The organism is Brevundimonas sp. GW821-FHT02A10 (assembly GCF_059422025.1).
The window spans coordinates 116,630-134,216 of sequence record NZ_JBWKWC010000006.1; the positions used below are offsets into that span (position 1 = coordinate 116,630).

Annotated in this window: 15 protein-coding genes; 10 read left to right on the plus strand and 5 right to left on the minus strand. The window is 68.8% G+C overall.

Features of this window, described 5'->3' with window-relative positions; translation table 11 throughout:
• Positions 1-187: 187 nt before the first annotated feature.
• The 4 genes from ftsZ to AC07U0_RS15665 all read left to right on the plus strand — a co-directional run bounded on the left by ftsZ (position 188) and on the right by AC07U0_RS15665 (position 4,737).
• Positions 188-1,801 (plus strand): cell division protein FtsZ, encoded by a 1,614-nt coding sequence (gene ftsZ / locus AC07U0_RS15650; protein WP_494720898.1) that lies wholly within the window; start codon positions 188-190, stop codon positions 1,799-1,801.
• 199 nt (positions 1,802-2,000) lie between these two features.
• The gene (gene lpxC, locus AC07U0_RS15655; protein ID WP_494720899.1) at positions 2,001-2,900 is read left to right on the plus strand and encodes a UDP-3-O-acyl-N-acetylglucosamine deacetylase; all 900 of its coding nucleotides are present in this window, start codon (positions 2,001-2,003) and stop codon (positions 2,898-2,900) included.
• A 134-nt stretch (positions 2,901-3,034) separates the two neighbouring features.
• Positions 3,035-3,865: an FkbM family methyltransferase gene (locus tag AC07U0_RS15660; RefSeq protein ID WP_494720900.1), complete on the plus strand. Its 831-nt coding sequence runs from the start codon at positions 3,035-3,037 to the stop codon at positions 3,863-3,865.
• Positions 3,862-4,737: an FkbM family methyltransferase gene (locus AC07U0_RS15665; protein ID WP_494720901.1), complete on the plus strand. Its 876-nt coding sequence runs from the start codon at positions 3,862-3,864 to the stop codon at positions 4,735-4,737. Before AC07U0_RS15660 ends, AC07U0_RS15665 begins: the two co-directional genes overlap by 4 nt.
• On the opposite strand, the gene AC07U0_RS15670 is transcribed toward AC07U0_RS15665, so the two are convergent.
• Both AC07U0_RS15670 and AC07U0_RS15675 read right to left on the minus strand, forming a co-directional pair.
• Positions 4,738-5,127, minus strand: coding sequence for a DUF1801 domain-containing protein (locus AC07U0_RS15670; protein WP_494720902.1), 390 nt, complete (start codon positions 5,125-5,127; stop codon positions 4,738-4,740).
• A gap of 10 nt (positions 5,128-5,137) precedes the next feature.
• On the minus strand, positions 5,138-6,421 hold the full coding sequence (locus tag AC07U0_RS15675) for a lipopolysaccharide biosynthesis protein (RefSeq protein ID WP_494720903.1): 1,284 nt from the start codon (positions 6,419-6,421) through the stop codon (positions 5,138-5,140).
• 159 nt (positions 6,422-6,580) lie between these two features.
• On the opposite strand from AC07U0_RS15675, the gene AC07U0_RS15680 reads away from it, so the two are divergent.
• The 4 genes from AC07U0_RS15680 to AC07U0_RS15695 are packed head-to-tail and all read left to right on the plus strand — an operon-like array spanning position 6,581 to position 11,389.
• Entirely contained in the window at positions 6,581-8,635 is a 2,055-nt protein-coding gene (locus tag AC07U0_RS15680; protein WP_494720904.1) for a GumC family protein, read from the plus strand.
• Complete coding sequence (locus tag AC07U0_RS15685; protein ID WP_494720905.1) at positions 8,626-9,345, plus strand: polysaccharide biosynthesis/export family protein; 720 nt, start codon at positions 8,626-8,628, stop codon at positions 9,343-9,345. The genes AC07U0_RS15680 and AC07U0_RS15685 overlap by 10 nt, the downstream gene beginning before the upstream one ends.
• Entirely contained in the window at positions 9,342-10,118 is a 777-nt protein-coding gene (locus AC07U0_RS15690) for a WecB/TagA/CpsF family glycosyltransferase (protein WP_494720906.1), read from the plus strand. The genes AC07U0_RS15685 and AC07U0_RS15690 overlap by 4 nt, the downstream gene beginning before the upstream one ends.
• Positions 10,115-11,389: an O-antigen ligase family protein gene (locus tag AC07U0_RS15695; RefSeq protein ID WP_494720907.1), complete on the plus strand. Its 1,275-nt coding sequence runs from the start codon at positions 10,115-10,117 to the stop codon at positions 11,387-11,389. The genes AC07U0_RS15690 and AC07U0_RS15695 overlap by 4 nt, the downstream gene beginning before the upstream one ends.
• On the opposite strand, the gene AC07U0_RS15700 is transcribed toward AC07U0_RS15695, so the two are convergent.
• The 3 genes from AC07U0_RS15700 to AC07U0_RS15710 all read right to left on the minus strand — a co-directional run bounded on the left by AC07U0_RS15700 (position 11,346) and on the right by AC07U0_RS15710 (position 15,252).
• A complete protein-coding gene (locus AC07U0_RS15700) occupies positions 11,346-12,833 on the minus strand; it encodes an exopolysaccharide biosynthesis polyprenyl glycosylphosphotransferase (RefSeq protein WP_494720908.1) in 1,488 nt (495 codons plus the stop codon). The two genes, AC07U0_RS15695 and AC07U0_RS15700, sit on opposite strands and share 44 nt — an antisense overlap.
• The gene (locus tag AC07U0_RS15705) at positions 12,830-13,945 is read right to left on the minus strand and encodes an acyltransferase family protein (protein WP_494720909.1); all 1,116 of its coding nucleotides are present in this window, start codon (positions 13,943-13,945) and stop codon (positions 12,830-12,832) included. Before AC07U0_RS15705 ends, AC07U0_RS15700 begins: the two co-directional genes overlap by 4 nt.
• An 89-nt stretch (positions 13,946-14,034) precedes the next feature.
• Positions 14,035-15,252: a class I SAM-dependent methyltransferase gene (locus tag AC07U0_RS15710; RefSeq protein WP_494720910.1), complete on the minus strand. Its 1,218-nt coding sequence runs from the start codon at positions 15,250-15,252 to the stop codon at positions 14,035-14,037.
• A gap of 150 nt (positions 15,253-15,402) precedes the next feature.
• On the opposite strand from AC07U0_RS15710, the gene AC07U0_RS15715 reads away from it, so the two are divergent.
• Together AC07U0_RS15715 and AC07U0_RS15720 are read left to right on the plus strand one after the other, a co-directional pair.
• Positions 15,403-16,782, plus strand: coding sequence for an NAD(P)/FAD-dependent oxidoreductase (locus AC07U0_RS15715; protein WP_494720911.1), 1,380 nt, complete (start codon positions 15,403-15,405; stop codon positions 16,780-16,782).
• On the plus strand, positions 16,779-17,582 hold the full coding sequence (locus AC07U0_RS15720) for a DUF1365 domain-containing protein (RefSeq protein ID WP_494720912.1): 804 nt from the start codon (positions 16,779-16,781) through the stop codon (positions 17,580-17,582). The genes AC07U0_RS15715 and AC07U0_RS15720 overlap by 4 nt, the downstream gene beginning before the upstream one ends.
• The last annotated feature ends 5 nt before the right edge of the window (positions 17,583-17,587 follow it).

Sequence of the window (17,587 nt, forward strand, 5' to 3'; positions counted from 1 at the left end):
ATTATCCCCGTCCTTCCTGCGGCTCAGGTTAACGAAATCGTTCGACGGCCACCCGACTCACGCTAGTCGGTAACCTTCTCTTAACGGTGACGGGTGTTTCCTTAACGGGCCCGTTAACCACTGCGAATCGGCGGGGATTTCGCAGTGGCCGTTCAGGGGGCAGGGTCGGAAGGTCGGAAACAGAATTATGTCTACTCTCTCGCTGGTGCGGCCGCAGGCCACGGAACTGAAGCCCCGGATCGTCGTCTTCGGCGTCGGCGGCGCAGGCGGTAACGCGGTCAACAACATGATCGACGCCGGCCTTGAAGGGGTCGAGTTCGTCGTCGCCAACACCGACGCCCAGCACCTGAGTTTCGCCAAGACCGATCGCCGTATCCAGCTGGGTGAGACCATCACCCAGGGCCTCGGCGCCGGCGCCCACCCCGAAGTCGGCATGAACGCCGCCGAGGAGAGCGCCGACGAGATCCACGCGCACCTGGACGGCGCGCACATGGTCTTCATTACCGCCGGCATGGGCGGCGGCACCGGCACCGGCGCCGCGCCGATCATCGCCAAATGCGCCCGCGACCGCGGCATCCTGACCGTCGGCGTCGTGACCAAGCCCTTCACCTTCGAAGGCCGTCACCGCATGCGTCTGGCCGATGCGGGCATCGCCGAGCTGCAACGCTACGTCGACACCCTGATTGTCATCCCGAACCAGAACCTGTTCCGCGTCGCCAATGAGCGGACCACCTTCGCCGACGCCTTCGGCATGGCCGACCAGGTCCTGCACTCGGGCGTGCGCTCGATCACCGACCTGATGATCCTGCCGGGCCTGATCAACCTCGACTTCGCCGACGTCCGCGCCGTCATGTCCGAAATGGGCAAGGCGATGATGGGCACGGGCGAGGCCACCGGCGACGATCGCGCCCTGCTGGCCGCCCAGAACGCCATCGCCAACCCCCTGCTGGACGAGACCAGCCTGAAGGGCGCCAAGGCCGTTCTGGTCAACATCACCGGCGGTCTGGACATGACCCTGCTGGAAGTCGACGAGGCCGCCAACGCCATCTCGGCCGAGGTGGACGGCGACGCCAACATCATCTTCGGCGCGGCCTTCGATCCGGCCCTGGACGGCAAGATCCGCGTTTCGGTCGTGGCCACCGGCATGGACGAGGGCGTCGCCGCGCGCATCGAGCCGACCGCCGCCCCGACCTTCGCCGACACCCGTCGTCCGGCTGCGCCCTACGCCGCCAGCCGCGCCGAGCCGGTCCGCCACGAACCCGTTCGTGAACCGGTCCGCGAGCCTGTCCGGTCCGAGGCCTATCGTGCGCCCGAGCCGGCCCCCGTCGTTCCCAGCTTTCAGTCGACGGCTTCGGCCGTAGCTCCGACTGCCTCGACCGTCGCCGCGCGCGCGCCTGAGCCGGCTCCCGTCGTCCATGCCCCGGAGCCGGTGATCCATCACGTCGCCGAAGAACGCACCTTGGCGCCGATCGTCGATCCGTGGGTCGAGGAGTTCGAATCCGACCGCGGCCGCCGTCCGGCCGCCGCCACGCCGGCCGATCAGGGCGACCTCTATATGGAGCGCTCGCAACCGGCCGCTGAGCCCGACTACGCCGAACCGGCCTATGACGACCGCGATCACCGCAAGAGCGGCTGGAGCCTGTTCGGTTCGAAGAAGCCGGCCCGTCCGCAGCCCACCTATGTGCAGCAGCCCGCGCCGCAGATGCGCTCGAACGCCTCGGCCCAGCCGATGCCCGAGCCTCAACCGGCCGCCGAGGACGACCTTGAAATCCCGTCCTTCCTGAGGCGTTTGGCCAACTGAAAGGCCGCCCCCAAAAGCGATTGAGTTCTGCGAACGCCCCGGGAAATCCGGGGCGTTCTGCATTTCAGCGTTCTGTTAACCACGGAAACAATCCGAAACCCGAGTTTCGTTTTCCGCTTGAGGGTCGTCCGTTAGACAGATCAACGACCCGGACCGTCTGCGTCCGGGCCGGGGCCTTTTCCGAAACGAGACACCGCCTTTGCCGCCACGCCATGATCATCGCGAACGGACGATCGTCGCACCCGCCATTATCGCGGGCGTCGGCGTTCACACCGGTGAGCGCGTGCGTCTGGCCATCCGTCCGGCCGCGCCGGGCGTGGGCATCGTTTTCGTCCGCACCGACATCACCGACCGCGACAACCGCATCCCGGTCTCGGGCGACGCCGTCATCGACGCCCGCCTGAACACCATGATCGAGAACGCCGAGGGCGTTCGCCTGTCGACGATCGAGCACCTGATGGCCGCCTTCGCCGCCCTGGGCATCTCCAACGCCGTGGTCGAGGTCGACGGGCCGGAACTGCCGATCCTGGACGGTTCGGCGCTGCAGTTCGTCCAGCTGCTGGATCGCGCCGGCTTCCGCCGCCAGTCGACCCCGGTCCGCTATATCGAGATCCTGGAGCCGATCCGCGTCACGGAAGGCGACAAGACCGCGGCCCTGCTGCCCTGCGACCGCTACGAGATGCGGTTCGAGATCGATTTCGACAACGCTGTCATCGGCAACCAGGTCGTGGACTTCGTCGTCGACGAGGAAACCTTCCGCACCGAGATCATGGCCGCCCGCACCTTCGGCTTCGCCCATGAGGTCGAGGCCCTGCGCATGGCCGGTCTGGCCCGTGGCGGTTCGCTGGAAAACGCGGTCGTCATCGACGGCGACGAGATCCTGAACCCCGGCGGCCTGCGGATGGAACGCGAGTTCGTCCGTCACAAGGCCCTGGACGCCATCGGCGACCTGTACGTTCTCGGCGCGCCCCTGCTGGGCCGCTACGAAGGCTACAAGGCCGGTCACGCCGTCAACAACCTGCTGGTCCGCGCCCTGCTGGCCAATCCGCAGAGCTGGCGTGAAGTCGTCCGCGTCCCGGAGCTGGCCGAGGTCGGCTGACCCCTGCCGGGTTCGCCCGGTCTTTCTGACATTCCCTCAGGCCGCGTTCTTTCGAACGCGCTCGTTCTGTGCGTTTGTATACAACCTATAGTTAAACTTCCGCGTGTACGGTCGCTTCATCAAGAGGGGGCGTCATGTACCGGAAGGCCATCAGGACAGCGCAGAACTGGTTCCCGGGGCTGAGGGAGGCCAAGAACCGGTTCTACCACTGGTCGCGTTCGACCTTCGGACTGCTGCATGACCGCGACTTCGCCCTGGTGGGTCGGTTGCCGGTGCGGGCGGACGATCTGTTCATCGACGTCGGCGCCAACCGGGGTCAGAGCATCCTTTCGCTGAAGCGCGTGCGGCCGGACGCAGCGATCGTGTCGTTCGAGCCCAACCCGGCCATGTTCCGCTGGCTTCTGGCCCGGTTTGGTGGGCGGGAAGGCGTGCGGCTGGTCAATGTGGGCCTCGGGCGGCGGGCCGAATGGCGCACCCTCTATACGCCGCGCTACGGCGGCTTCGCCTATGACGGGCTGGCGACCTTCTCGGCAGAGGCGGCGCGGGCCTATCTGTCGCCGGAGACGCTCTACGGCTTCGACCCCGACAGGCTGACCGTCGAGGAGGCGGAGTGCGAGACACGCACCCTCGATTCCTTCGACCTGAAACCGACCTTCATCAAGATCGATGTCGAGGGGCTGGAGCACGAGGTCCTGGCCGGCGGCGCCTTCACCCTGATCGCCAACGAGCCCGTGCTGATGGTCGAGCGATTTCACGACAATCCGACGCTGGCGCCGATGCTGGCCTCGCTCGGCTATATCGAGGTCAGGCCGGAAGGGCGAGGCTTCACGCGCGGCCATACGGACAGCGAAAACATGATCTGCATGACGCCCCGGCGGCTGGCCGAGGTGCAAGCCGCTCTTCAAGCCACGTCTTCAACCCCGGTGGCCTCTCAGGCCCCGTCCGATCTTGTGAGCGCCCGATGAGCCTGATGCGACGCGTGCGGAAACTGACCTCGCAACCGGCGTTCCGGGCCGAGCCCGCGCGGGTGCTGGCCCGGGCGGGGGTGCTGGCCGCGACGGTGGCCATGGGCCGGGGCGCGGCCTTTGATCTGACGCCGAAGGGCGGAGAGCGGATGCGCACCCCGGCGGACCTGAAATACACCTCCATCACCGCCTTCCTGCTGCGCGACTGGGTCGAGCCGGAACTGCGCGAACTGGAGCGGCTGCTGCGGGCCGGCGACGTCTTCATCGATGTGGGGGCCAATATCGGCCTCTACGCCCTGAAGGCGGCGCGGCTGGTCGGGCCGACGGGGCGGGTGCTGGCGCTGGAGCCGGGCGAGGCTGCGTTCGGGCATCTGACGTCCAATCTGGCGATGAACGCCTATCCGTGGGCGAAGCCGCTCAAGCTGGCGGCCTCGGACCGGGACGGGGAGGCGGTGCTGCACCATGTGCCGCTGGGCGACGACCCCCAGGCCTTCTCCCTGATCGCCAATGCGGCGACGACCGACGGCGAGACGGTACGGACCCTGACGCTGGACAGTCTGGTTGCGTGCGAGAACCTGTGGCGCATCGACCTGATCAAGATCGATGTCGAGGGCGCCGAGCCCATGGTCATCGCCGGGGCCAGCCGGACGCTGAGCCGGATGCGGCCGGCGGTGATCTTCGAATGCAACGCCTGGATCAACGCCGGCGGGGCCTCGGGCGCGGCGAGCGAGACCTGGGACATGCTGGCGGAGGCGGACTACCGCTTCTTCCGCCTGAAGGACGGGGCGTTCGGCGAGATCCCGGCGCCGCCCGCCGACTTCTGCAATGTGCTGGCCGTGCACCGCGAAGAGACGCCGCCGTTCGAGCGGTGACTACTTCTTCTTCGCCGGCTTCGACTGGTTCAGGGCGATGGCCGCGCGGACCAAGGCCTTCAGGGCCTCGCCGTCGATGGTCGCGCCCTCGGGAATGTCTATGGCGCGGCGGACGTTGCCGTCGAGGCTGGAGTTGAACAGGCCCTTGGGGTCGGGCAGGGCGGCGCCCTTGGCGAAGGTCAGCTTGACGACGGCCTTGTAGGTCTCGCCGGTGCAGATCATGCCGTCGCGATACCAGACGGGAACGCCGCGCCATTTCCAATCCTCGGTGACTTCGGGATCGGCCTCGAGGATCAGGGCACGGCAGCGGGCGAGGGTCTCGCCACGCCAGTCGCCCAGCGCCGCGATCCGGCCGTCGATGAGTTGGGAAGGTGTCGGGGCGTCTGTCATGACGCCAGATTTACACCTGCGGCAGCCTGCGTCGAGCCGTGACGGCGAGGGCGAGGGCGCCGCCGATCCAGATGGTCGCGCTGGCCAGGGCCGCCCCGACCGCGCCCCACACTGGAATGGCGGCGAAGCAGAGCACTGTGCAGGAGACCAGCTGCCACAGGCTGAGCCGACGCAGGATCCGGCCCTCTCCGGCCATGGCCAGCAGGACGTCGCGCGAAGGCAGCACGCAGAAGACCAGCTGGCCGCAAAGCAGGATCAGCAGGACCGGGACGCCGCGCGTCGCCTCGACATCGAGCAGGCCGAGAACGGGAGCGGCGCCGATCGCCATGGCCGCGATCAGGGGCAGGCAGAAGGCCAGCGTCAGGCGACGGTTATGGCGCACGGCAGCCTTCAGCGAGGGCCAGTCAGCCAGCCGGTAGCAGCGGGCGAAAGCCGGGGCCGAGAGGACGCCGAGGCTGAGCACCACCGTGGTCACCAGCATGGACAGGCGGCTGGCGAGGCTGAAGACGCTGACCGAGACCGGATCGGCCAGGGCGCCGAGGATCAGGACCGGCAGGCTGAGCAGACTCGCCTGCGACACCTCGACCACCAGCAGGGGGCGTGCGCCGTGCCACAGGCTGGGCAGAGGCTGTAAGGGTGGGGCCCAGTCCGGCGGGGTGGTCAGCCGCCTCCGTTCGCGAAGGACGCAGGCGAGGCCGAGCAGGACGCAGACCCCGAAGGCGGTGGCATAGGCGATCAGCAGCCGGGTCAGGTCGCCCGCGCCCAGCATCAGGGCCGTCAGGCTGAGCGCCGGGGCCAGGGCGTTCATGACCATCTGCCCCGCCGCGCCGCGCTCCAGCCCGATCAGGGCATAGGCGAGGGCGTAGGCGAGGTTCTGGAGCGGGATGATCAGGGCGGCCAGCCTCAGCACCCCGATCATGTCCGGCTGGCGCAGCAGGTCCTGGGCGACGATGGGGGCCGCGAGGAAGAGCAGGGCTCCCGCCGCCGCGCTGGCCATGCAGATGGCCGCTGACCCGGTCAGGATGGCGCGTGCGGCCGCCGCCCCATCGCCGACGGCCAGCTCGGCCGCGACATGGCGGGTCAGGGGGCGCTCCAGCCCCAGCCGGGCCACCGTCGAGACGATGTGGACGACGCTGAGCGCGAGGAAGAACCGGCCCGCGTCGTGCCCGCCCAGCGCCCGGGCCGCCAGGGCGTAGAGGCCGAACTTGGCCGCCGCCTCCAGAGCCCGCGCGCCCAGCGACAGGACGACATGGACCCGGGCTCGGGTGAGGACGGGAAGGGCGGTCGCGGTCACGGGCACAGGCTCCGGCGGCTGGATGCAACTCGTTTACCTTCTTGATGCTACCCAAACGTGTATAAATGAGTCGTCCGCAACCGGGCGACGATCCGGGGTTGGGTCTTGGTCGCAGCGGCTGGAACGTGGACGGAAGAGGGCGCCGCGCAGGCTTGTGCCGTGCAGGCGGGCGTGGGGCCGACGTCGGCCGTGCGCGGCGCCTGGTCCCTGCGTGATGGCCTGACCCATCTGTTCCGTGAGGGACGGCTGGTGCTGGCCTGTCTGGCCGGCGGGCTGGCTCTGGGCTTGGTCGTCGCAGTCGTGACACCGCCGAAATTCACGGCCGAGAGCCTGCTGCTGCTGCGCGTCGGGGCGACCGAGGCGGCGCAGGAAGGGTTGAACGGACCCCAGGCCTTTCAGGGGGCGGAGGCGGTGCAGCGGGTGCTCCAGTCCGACGCCCGGATCCTGCACAGCGAGCCGGTGATCCGCGCGGCGCTGGAGGCGACCGACGGGACCACCCGACCTTCTGCGCGGGCCATGGCGAGGTTCTCGAAGGCCCTGAAGGTCGAGGTCGATCCCGGCACCAATATCCTGCGCGTGGCCTTCGCCGACCCGGACCGGGCGCGGGCGCTGCGGGCGGTTCAGGCTGTGGTCGACGGCTATGTGGCGCGGCGAGCGGGACTCTATGTCAACGGGGCGCGGGCGCGGCAGGATCAGGAGATCGACCGCTATGTCGCCGACCTGAAAGCGACCGAGGCGGACATCCAGACGGTGCGCGCCGACCATGGCGTGCTGGACGTCGAGACCGACATCCGGCTGGCGTCCGACCGGCTGGACGGGCTGAGCCAGAGGGCGGCCCAGACGCGCGAACGGCTGGGCGTGGTCCGGGCCGAGCTGGCGGCCACAGGGCGGACGCTGGCGGCGACGTCCGATCGGGTTCTGGACAGTCAGGAACGCACCAATTCGACGCCCAATGACGAGGCGAGGAACACCCTGCTGAGGCTGCGGCAGGAGCGGGCCCATGTGGCAGGACAATACGCCCCCGACTGGCCCGGTCTGGTCGAGCTGGACGCCAAGATCGCGGCCGCCCAGGCCCAGATCGTCGAGAACGCCCAGGACATCCGCTCCAGCGACCGCACGGTGCGCAATCCGGTCACCGACATGCTGGCCCAGCGCCGCGCGGCCCTGACCGTCGAACAGGCGGCCCTGACGCGGCAGTCGGCGGAGCTGGCGGGGCAGGTGGCGGCGGCCGAGGCGCGGGTGCGCGACCTGGCCCAGGCCGAGATGCGACTGCACGATCTGGAGCGCAGCCGCAGCGCGTCGGAGACCATCTATCGCACCCTTCTGGTCAGCCGCGCGGGCTCCTCGCTGGAGGATCAGGCGGTCGACGATCACAATACGACGCTGCGCATCGTCCAGCCGCCGACGGCGCCGATGGCCGGACGGGAGCTGAGGCCGGCTCTGGTGCTGGCGGGTCTGTTCGCCGGTCTGGCGGCGGCGGCGGTGGCGGTGACCCTCGCCGTCGTGCTGCGCCAGACCTTCGTCACCCCGGACGAGGCCGAGGGGGCGCTGCGCCTGCCCGGGCTGATGATCTTCGAGAGCGAGGCGGCTGATCCCGGCTCGCCCGAGGGACAGACGGCGGTGCGGCGGCTGGCGTCCCTCCTGACCGAAGGTGTCGACGGCCGGCCCGCGCGGGTCGTCCAGATCGTCGGCGAGGGACCGCAGAAGAGCCGCATCGGCCTGGCCCTGGCCCAGGCGTTGGCGACCTCGGGGCGGCGCGAAGCCGTGCTGCTGCTGGATCTGGATGCGGCGGACCACTACCGGCGCAAGGCCTCGGCGACGACCCTGCGCCGCCTGCCGATCGCAGCCCATCATCTGGACGTGGCCCGCTCCAGCCTGCCGGGCCTGTGGGTCGCGACGGGGGAGGCGGAAAGTCTGAACATCGTCGGCGGCGTCACCGCCGTCGAGGCCGCGCCCGAGACCTTGATGGAGGTCCTGCGCGGCGCCTTCGGCCGGGTCGTGGTGGTCGGCCGCGCCGACGTCGAGGCGCCTGATGCGCGTCGTCTGCATCCGCTGGTCGACGCCACGGTGATGCTGGTGGCGGCCGAACGCACGCGGGGACCCGTGGCCTTGCGGATGCGCGAGGCGGTGCTGGCGGCGGGCGGCGACCTGCTGGGCTTCGTCTTCACCGGGCGACGCAAACACATTCCGGAGGCGATCTACCGATGGCTTTGAAACGGCTTCTTCCGCTGGCGCTCCCCGTTCTTGCGAGTTTGGCGGCTTGCGGGACCACCCAGGACATCCGACCCGTCGAGCGGGAGCCACAGGGCTTCGCGCCGTGGAGCGAGGCGGCGCCCGTCTATCGGCTCGGCGTCGGCGACCGGCTGAAGGTCGACTTCCTGATGACGCCGGAGATGGCCCAAGAGGCGGCAGTCGAGCCCGACGGCTTCATCAGCCTGAAGGCCACGGGCAGGGTCGAGGCCCAGAACCGCACGGCCGCCGAGCTTCAGACCGCCGTCGCCGCGGCCGCCGAACCCCGCCTGCGCCATCCGGTCGTGACCCTGTCGGTGACCGAGGCCCGGGCGGCGCGGATCATCGTCGGCGGGGCGGTGTCGCGGCCGGGCGTCTATCCCCTGCCAGCGCGGGCCTCGACGCTGGAGGCAGTGATGCTGGCCGGGGGCTTCAGCCCCGAGAGCCGCATGGATCAGGTAGTGATCATCCGCCAGAGACCGGACGGGCCGCCCATGCTGAGAACCGTCGACATGCGCCGCTTCGTCTCCAGCGGCGCGCCGGGCGAGAGCCTGACGCTGGCGTCGGAGGACATTGTCTTCGTGCCGCGTAGCCGCGTCGCCGAGGTTAATCTGTGGATCGACCAGTACGTCAACCGGATGCTGCCGTTCAGCCGCAACATCTCCTACACCAACAGTCTGGAGGGGGTGCGATGAGCGACCTTCTCCCCCGTCGCCGCTTTCTCGGCGTGGCCTTCACGCCCCTGACGCTGGAGGCCGCGACCCGGGCGGTCGCCGACCGGCCAGAGACCGCGCCCTTCGCCTTCGTGGTCACGCCCAACGCCCAGCATGTGGTCGCCGCCTATTCGGGCGAGACCCGGTTTCGCGGACCGCAGGGTGCGGCCTGGATGGTGCTGAACGACAGCCGGATCCTGAGGCTGTTGTCGCTGGGCCTGTTCGGGCGGGACTTCCCGCTGGCGGCGGGCAGCGACCTGACCGCGCGCCTGTTCGAACTCGGGGTGCCCGGGGATGCGCGCCTGACCCTGATCGGCGGCGATGCGGAGGTCGAGGCGCTGCTGCGGTCCCGCTTCGGCCTGAGCCGCATCGCCCGCTTCACCCCGTCGATCGGCTTCTGGCGCGATCCTGAGGAGGTGGAGCAATGCCTGCGTTTCGTGCGCGACCATCCGGCCCGCTATGTCTTTCTGATCGCCGGAGCGCCGCAGAGCGAGATGCTGGCGATGCGGCTGGCGCAGATGGAGGGGATCACCGGTGTCGGTCTGTGCGTCGGCAGCGCGCTCAACTTCCTGACCGGGCGGGTGAAGCGGGCGCCGTATTGGGTGCGGGCGGCGACGCTGGAGTGGGCGTGGCGGCTGGCCCAGCACCCGCGCGGCCATTTCCGCCGGGTCTTCATCGAGTCCGCCCCCATCCTGTGGATCGCCCTCAAGGAGCGGCTGAGGACGTGGAGCGGGGCGGGGCCCTCGCCGGCGTGAGCGCGCACCCGCGCGGACGAGTGCTGGGTCTTGTTCGGGAGCAGCCCCGGCATCCGGTCTGGCCCGCCGCATGGGGACGCACGGCCCTGCTGGTCCTGACCCTGCCGATGTTTGCGGGCCTGTTTCAGTACGTCATCGACGCGCCGGTCCTCTATGGCCTGTCCAAGGTCTGGCCCGTTCTGGTTCTGCCGCTGACCCTGATCGCGGCTGCGAGGCTGAAGCCGGGCTATCAGCCGCTGCTGCTGGCCGCCCTGGCCTGGCTGCTGGCCCTCGTCCCCTTCATCAGCATGGGCCAGCTGGGAAATGACGTCCTCGGGGCGGTGGCCTCGACGGTGAAGATCTGGCCCCTGAGCGGGGCGCTGGCCGGGGCGGCGGCGCTCAATCTGCTCAGGCCGTCGGGGCGTGAGCTGTCGCGGGCGGTGATGATCCTCTGCGCGGTGACCTTCGCCTTTCTGGTCGGGGCGTGGTTCCTCGCGCCCGACGAGGCGTTCAACGGCACCATCGAGACGACCAAGGTCTTTCTGACGGACCTTGAGCGTGGCCGCCGGATCAATGCCCCGATGATGTTCGGCGTGCTGGGCCTGTTCGTCCTGAACCGGTCGTTCTGGGCGCGGCCCGTGGTCTGGAAGCCGGTGCTGATCGGTCTGGGCCTGCTGGCCATGGTCTGTATCTACAAACAGCGGGCCCAGATCGCGGGAACGGGGCTGGTGCTGGTTCTGGGCGCGGCCCTCAGCCTCGGCCGGTGGCGCGGGCCGGCCCTGATCGCTCTGGCGGCGGGCGGGTTCGCAATCCTGATCCCCGCGCTTCTGTGGCTGCAGGGTGGGGCGGCGACCGAGGGGCTGGGCGGCTCCCTGACCATGCGCCAGACCGAGGCCGAGGCGGCGCTGCGTTTCCTCAACGACCAGCCCTGGCGCTGGATTACGGGCGTGGGCTCGGCGACCCGGATCGGCGGGGTGACGATGGGCGACATCGTCGGCACGCCCTTCTTCTTCCCGTCCGACCTCGGCTGGCTGGGGGTGGTGTTCGAATACGGGCTGGTCGGCGCGGGTCTGATGCTGGCCCTGCACCTTTGGGCCGTGCGGCAGGCGTGGGAGGGGGCGCGCCGGGGCGGGACGCTGGAGCGGGCCCTGTTCGACTACGCCCTGTTCCTGATCGTCGTGTCGTCGATCGTGTCGGTGGTCCTGTCGCCGGGCGAGCTGGCGACGGTGCTGGCGCTGGGGTGGTGGCTTAGAACACCTTCGGCCCGGCCATATGCAGGGTCAGGGTCTTGATCATGATCCTGAGATCCAGCTGTAGCGACCAGTTGCGCATATAGTGAAGGTCGAGATCGACGCCGCGTTCAGCCTTTTCCAGGGTATCGATCCCGCCGCGCATGCCGTTGATCTGGGCCCAGCCGGTGATGCCAGGCTTGATCTGATGACGGGCGGCATAGCTGCGAACGGCCTCGGAATAGGCGCCGCTTCCGACGCGCATGCCCGCGACATGGGGGCGGGGGCCGACGATCGACATCTCGCCGCGCAGGACGTTGAGCAGTTGGGGCAGTTCGTCGATCGAGGTCCGGCGCAGCAGGGCGCCCAGCCGGGTGATGCGGGGATTGTCACGCACCTGTCCGCCCGCGCCGTCGTCGGCGGCGTCCACAGTCATGGTCCGGAATTTGTAGATGCTGAAGGGGCGGCCGTTGAAGCCGATCCGGTCCTGTCGGAACAGGACGGGGCCGCCGCCAGAGACTTTCAGCGCCGCCGCCGCCCCGATCAGGATCGGCGAGACGGCGATCAGGCCGATCGTCGCGACGGCGTAATCCTGTGCCGTCTTCACCAGTCCCTGCGTGCCCCGGAACGGGTGGCGGGTCAGCTGCAAGGCGGGCAGGCCGGCAACCTGGGTCAGGAGGCTGGAGCGGGTCAGGAAGCCGGGCCGCTCCAGCGGCGTGACGACGTCGGCGGAAATCCACTGCAGCTGGTCGCCCAGCGCGAAGATCCGGTCCGACTGGCTCCACGGCAGGGCCAGGACGATCAGGTCGATGCGGCTGGTCTGGGCCAGGGCGCGCAAATCTGTGATCCGGCCGACCACGGGCGAGGGGGAGGCGTCGTCGAACAGGCCGACCAGTTCGAACTCCCTGTGCCACTCGGGTTGGCGCACATTGCGGATGACCTCGCCCGCCAGCGGGGTCGCGCCGACCACGGCGACGCGGCGACGCAGCAGGCCCTGACGGCGCAGGATATCGATGCCCATGGCCGATCCGATGCGGCCCAGGCTCAGCCCGGCGAGGACGCCGAGCAGCCAGACCAGAAGCCAGTGGTTGGAGTTGAGCGCCGCCGGGGCGAAGGCCCAGACGACCAGCCGGTCTGTCGCGGTCGCGGCGATCAGTCCCAGCGCGATGTCCAGCCCCTGCGACCGCACCCGATGATACCGCTCGACCCGATAGCCGCCCCAGATCTGGACCACGGCGACGAAGACGGCGGCGCCGACGGCGGCGGCGATCAGGATCTGCAGCAGGGACAGGGGCGCGGGATGGGGCGCGCCCATCAGCCAGAAAACCAGGGTGACGCCGAGGATCATCCCGGCGTCGGCGACCATCACCAGCCGGTTGATCATGCCCAGCGACACCCGGATGAACCGCATAGAGGGGCGCACGGGCCGCCGGGTGCGTCGGCGTCGCTCGGAGACCGGGCGGCCGTCGGGGCCGGTCAGGACGTCGCGAAGAGGATAGGAGGTCATGGTCGGGAACGCTGCGAAACAATCAGGGGTGGTGTCGTGGATCTGCCGACCGTCTTTCGGGCGGGGCTGAAAGCGGCCAGCAGGGGGCGTTCGAGGGTGACGTGCAGGGCCCAGCCGGCGAGGGAGGTCACAACCACCCCTGCCGCCACGAACAGCCAGGGCGACAGGGCGGTCAGGCCCGCGGCACGCCAGCCCTGGGCCATGGCCGAGAGCAGAACCGGATGGATCATATAGAGGGGGTAGGAGGCGTCGCCGATGCGCTTGAGCCAGGGCAGGACCGGCAGCCGGCCGTGCGTCTCCCAGCAGACCAGTCCCCCGATCAGCAGGGTCGCGGGCAGGGCGAAGGCGATCAGGCGGGCATGGTTCTGCGGATCGATCAGCAGGCCGCCGATGAACAACAGCGAGCAGCCGGTGACGAAGCCGTAGGGCCCCTGACGTTTCCACCGCTCGGGCAGCCGCTCCAGACCGAGCGCCAGCAGGATGCCGAGCGCGAACTCCAGCATGAAAGGCGAGGCGTAGAAATGGGCGATGGGCGGCAGGGGCAGCAGTGAGGCTGCGCCCAGAATTCCAAGGAATCCCAAAAGGATAGGGGCGCGTCTTCGCGCCGCCAGCGGCAGGGTCGCGGCGAGGGCGAGGTAGAAGAACATCTCATAGTTCAGGGTCCAGCCGGGGATCATCACGGGCTTCAGCCCTGCGCCCTCGGCCGGATTGGGCCAGGCGACGAACAGATAGGAGGCGATGATGTGGGCGGGGTCGAACCGGGCGCTCTGCAACAGCTGCGGCGCGACCAGAAGCAGGCCGACCATCAGGCTGGTCAGGACCCAGTAGAGGGGCACGACCCGGATCAGCCGCTTCTTCAGGAAGGTCGCCGGGGAGACCGGACGCCGCGACAGGATCAGCCACATCACATAGCCGCTGATCACGAAGAAGATCTCGATCCCGGCCTGGAGGACGGTGGTTTCCTTGAGGCCCATCTGGCCCTGGGCGTGCCAGACGACGACGCCCAGGGCTGCGGCGGCGCGCAGGTACTGGACCGATAGCAGTTCGGTCGGAGGCGAACGCGATGCGCCCCCCGGCGCCCCGCCTCCCTGATCTCCGCTCAGCTCGACCATCCGCGCATCCCTCGTGATTGCACGTATAGGTTGCGTCAGAGAAGTTGATTAATCGTGTCGGCCAGGAACGGCCGGGCTCAAGACCGGCCTCAGCGCGCCGAGAGGCTCAACTGCACCACATTGGTCCGCCCGGTCGCGAACCCGGCCTCGCAATAGGCGAGGTAGAACAGCCACTGGCGGTCGAAGACGGTGGTCATCCCGCTCTCTTCCTCCCGGAACCGTCGGGCCCAGAGATGCAGGGTGCGGGCGTAGTCCTGGCCGAAGCGGGTCGTGGTCTCGATCCTCAGGCCGTGGGGTTCGATCACGTCCTTGAGCACCGCCTCCGAGGGCAGCATCCCGCCGGGGAAGACGTATTTCTGGATGAAGTCCACCCGGCCGCGATAGCCGGCGAACAGGTCGTCGCGGATGGTGATGATCTGCAGCCCCGCCTGACCGCCGGGCTTCAGCCGGTTGCGGACGACGTCGAAATAGGTCGGCCACCACTTCTCGCCGACGGCCTCGAACATCTCGATGGAGACGACGCGGTCGAAGGTCTCGGTGACGTCGCGATAGTCCTGCAGGCGGATATCGACCTTGTCCGACAGCCCCGCCTTCGCCATCCGCTCGACCGCGAAGGCTTGCTGGGACGGCGACAGGGTCAGGCCGACGACGCGGCAGCCGATCTCGCCGGCGGCGTATTCGGCGAACCCGCCCCAGCCACAGCCGATCTCAAGCACCGTATGCTCGGGCTTCAGGCCGATGCTGGCCGCGAGCGCGGCGTATTTCTCGCGCTGGGCGTCCTCCAGCGACTGCTCCGGCCGCGTCCACAGGGCTGAGGAATAGGTCATGCTGGGATCGAGCCAGCGCTCATAGAAGGCGTTGCCCAAGTCGTAGTGGGCGATGATGTTCTTCTTCGATCCGCGCCGGGTGTTCAGCTTGCCGAGGCGGTGGACGACCCAGTTGACGCCGCGCCCGACGACATTGCCGCTGGCGAACTGGTCCAGCCGTTCGAAATTGTCGGCGAAGACGGCCAGCAGGGCGGCCAGATCCGGCGTATCCCACTCGCCCGCCATATAGCCCTCGGCCAGACCGATATCGCCGGCAGCCAGGGCCCGGCCCATGGTCTTCCAGTCGTGAACGATCAGGCGCGCGGGATCGGGGGAGGGTGGCCCGAAGCGGTATTCCTGACGGTCCGGTGTCTGGATCACCAGCCCACGCCCGCGCCAGTCCTGACCGACCTTGCCGAGCACCCAGAGCAGAAGCTTGCCGGGTTTCGGCGCACGGATCGCGCGGACGTCGAGGGTGTCGTGGATCGAAGGGGCCGTCATGAAGATCTCCGCGCGTTCACGCGTCCGGTCGGACGGGTGAAGCTACGGATTAGCCGCGGAAAGGATGCGCCTTTTTTTGGAACATCCAGACGCCGTGCAGCTTCGTAGCTGACTTCGTCCGGCCAAACGCCGGTCTGCTCGTGAGCTGTCATGTACGATCGACCTTCGCCCGTTCAAGAGACCCCGAAATCACGGCGTCGTGTCGCTGTGGTGGGCTCCGGCGTGTCCGGCCTGTCCGCCGCCTGGCTGCTGTCCCAGGCGCACGACGTGACGCTCTATGAATCCGGCGACCGGCTCGGCGGTCATGCCTGCACCATCGACGTGCCGACGGGCGACGGCGTGATGCCCGTCGATACGGGCTTCATCGTCTTCAACGAGCCCAACTATCCGAACTTCACCGCCCTGCTGGACTATCTGGATGTGCCGTCGAAGGCCGCACACATGTCCTTCGCGGTCTCGATGGACGAGGGCCGGTTCGAATATTCCAGCCATGGCGCCCGGGGCCTGTTCGCCCAGAAACGCAATCTGTTCAGCCCCGACTTCTGGCGCATGCTGATCGACCTGAAACGGTTCCACCGCACGGCAGAAGCCGACCTCTGCGACCTCGATATCTCGCTCTGTTCGCTCGGCGACTATCTGGATCAGGAACGCTACGGCGCGGCCTTCCGCGACCGGCACCTGCTGCCCCAGGCGGCGGCGATCTGGTCGTCGTCCTCCTGCCAGATGGCCGACTATCCGGCCGCGGCCTTCATCCGCTTCTACCGCAATCACCGCCTGCTCGAGGTGGATCTGAAGCCCAACTGGAAGACGGTCGACACGGGCAGCCGCGCCTATATCGACGCCCTCGCGCGCGAGTTCCGTGGCGGCCTGTCGGTCGGCGATCCGGTCACGCGCATCGTGCGTCGTCCGGGGCGGGCGATCATCCATACGGCGTCCGGCAAGCAGGAGGTTTATGACGCCGTCGTTCTGGCCACTCATTCCGATCAGGCGCTCGCCCTGCTGGACCAGCCGACCACCGAGGAGACCCGCCTGCTTGGCGCCATCCGCTACAGCAGCAACCGCGTCGTCATGCACAGGGACCCGAAGCTGATGCCGAAGCGGCGCGCGGCCTGGGCGGCGTGGAACTATGTGGGCGGCAAGGCCTCGCGGCGAGGCGAGAGCCACCCCAGCGTCACCTACTGGATGAACCTGCTGCAGGGCCTGCCGGGCGATCCGGTCTTCGTGACCCTGAACCCCGAGATCGAGCCGGATCCGGCGACAATCATCGCCGACCATGACTTCGATCACCCGATCTTCAACGCCGCGGCCCTCGCGGCCCAGCAGGAGCTCTGGTCGCTGCAGGGCGTCAATGACACCTGGTTCGCCGGCGCCTGGTTCGGATCGGGCTTCCACGAGGACGGGCTGCAGGCCGGTCTGGCGGTCGCCGAGGCTATCGGCGGGGTGCGCCGTCCGTGGACGGTCGCGAACGAGAGCGGCCGTATCCCGCTGACCGTGCCGGCGGCGGCCGCGCCCGAGGCGACCCCGGCATGACCCAGGCGACCGCATCGGGGATCTACACCGGCAAGGTCGCGCATTGCCGCCTGCGCCCGCGCGCGCATTCGCTGAAGTACCGGATCTTCATGCTGCTGATCGACCTTGATGAGGCGGCCGGTCTGACCGGGCGGCTGAAGTGGCTGGCGCGCGGAAAGTTCGGCCTGATGTCGCTGAACCTTTCGGACTTCGGCGACCGGTCGCAGACGCCGTTGCGTGACCAGATCGAGCGCAGCCTGGCCGAGGCCAACATTCCCGGCGGCGGGCCGATCCGGCTGCTGACCATGCCGCGTATCCTCGGCTACGGCTTCAACCCGCTCAGCGTCTTCTTCTGCCATGACCGCGACGGACGGCTGACGGCGATCCTTTACGAGGTGTCCAACACCTTCGGTCAGCGACATTCCTACCTGATCCCGGTGGTGACAGCGGACCGGGCCATACGCCAGTCGGTCGCCAAACAGTTCCACGTCTCGCCCTTCATGGACATGGACCTGAGCTACCGCTTCTCGGTCATCCCCCCGACCGGCGCCGATGACGAGATCGTCGGCGTCTCCATCACCGTCGAGGACGGGGAGGGGCCGATGCTGCTGACCAGCTTCTTCGGGGAGCGGGCGGCGCTGACCGACCGTAATCTGATGCGAGCCTGGATCACCCATCCCCTGCTCACGTTGAAGGTCATCGCCGGCATCCATTGGGAGGCCATCCTGTTGATCCTCAAGGGTCTTCGCCTGCGTTCCGGCCGTGTGCCGGCGACGCCCGTCACGGTCGGCCAGCCGATCCCGGCGACACAAGGAAGCTGAACCCG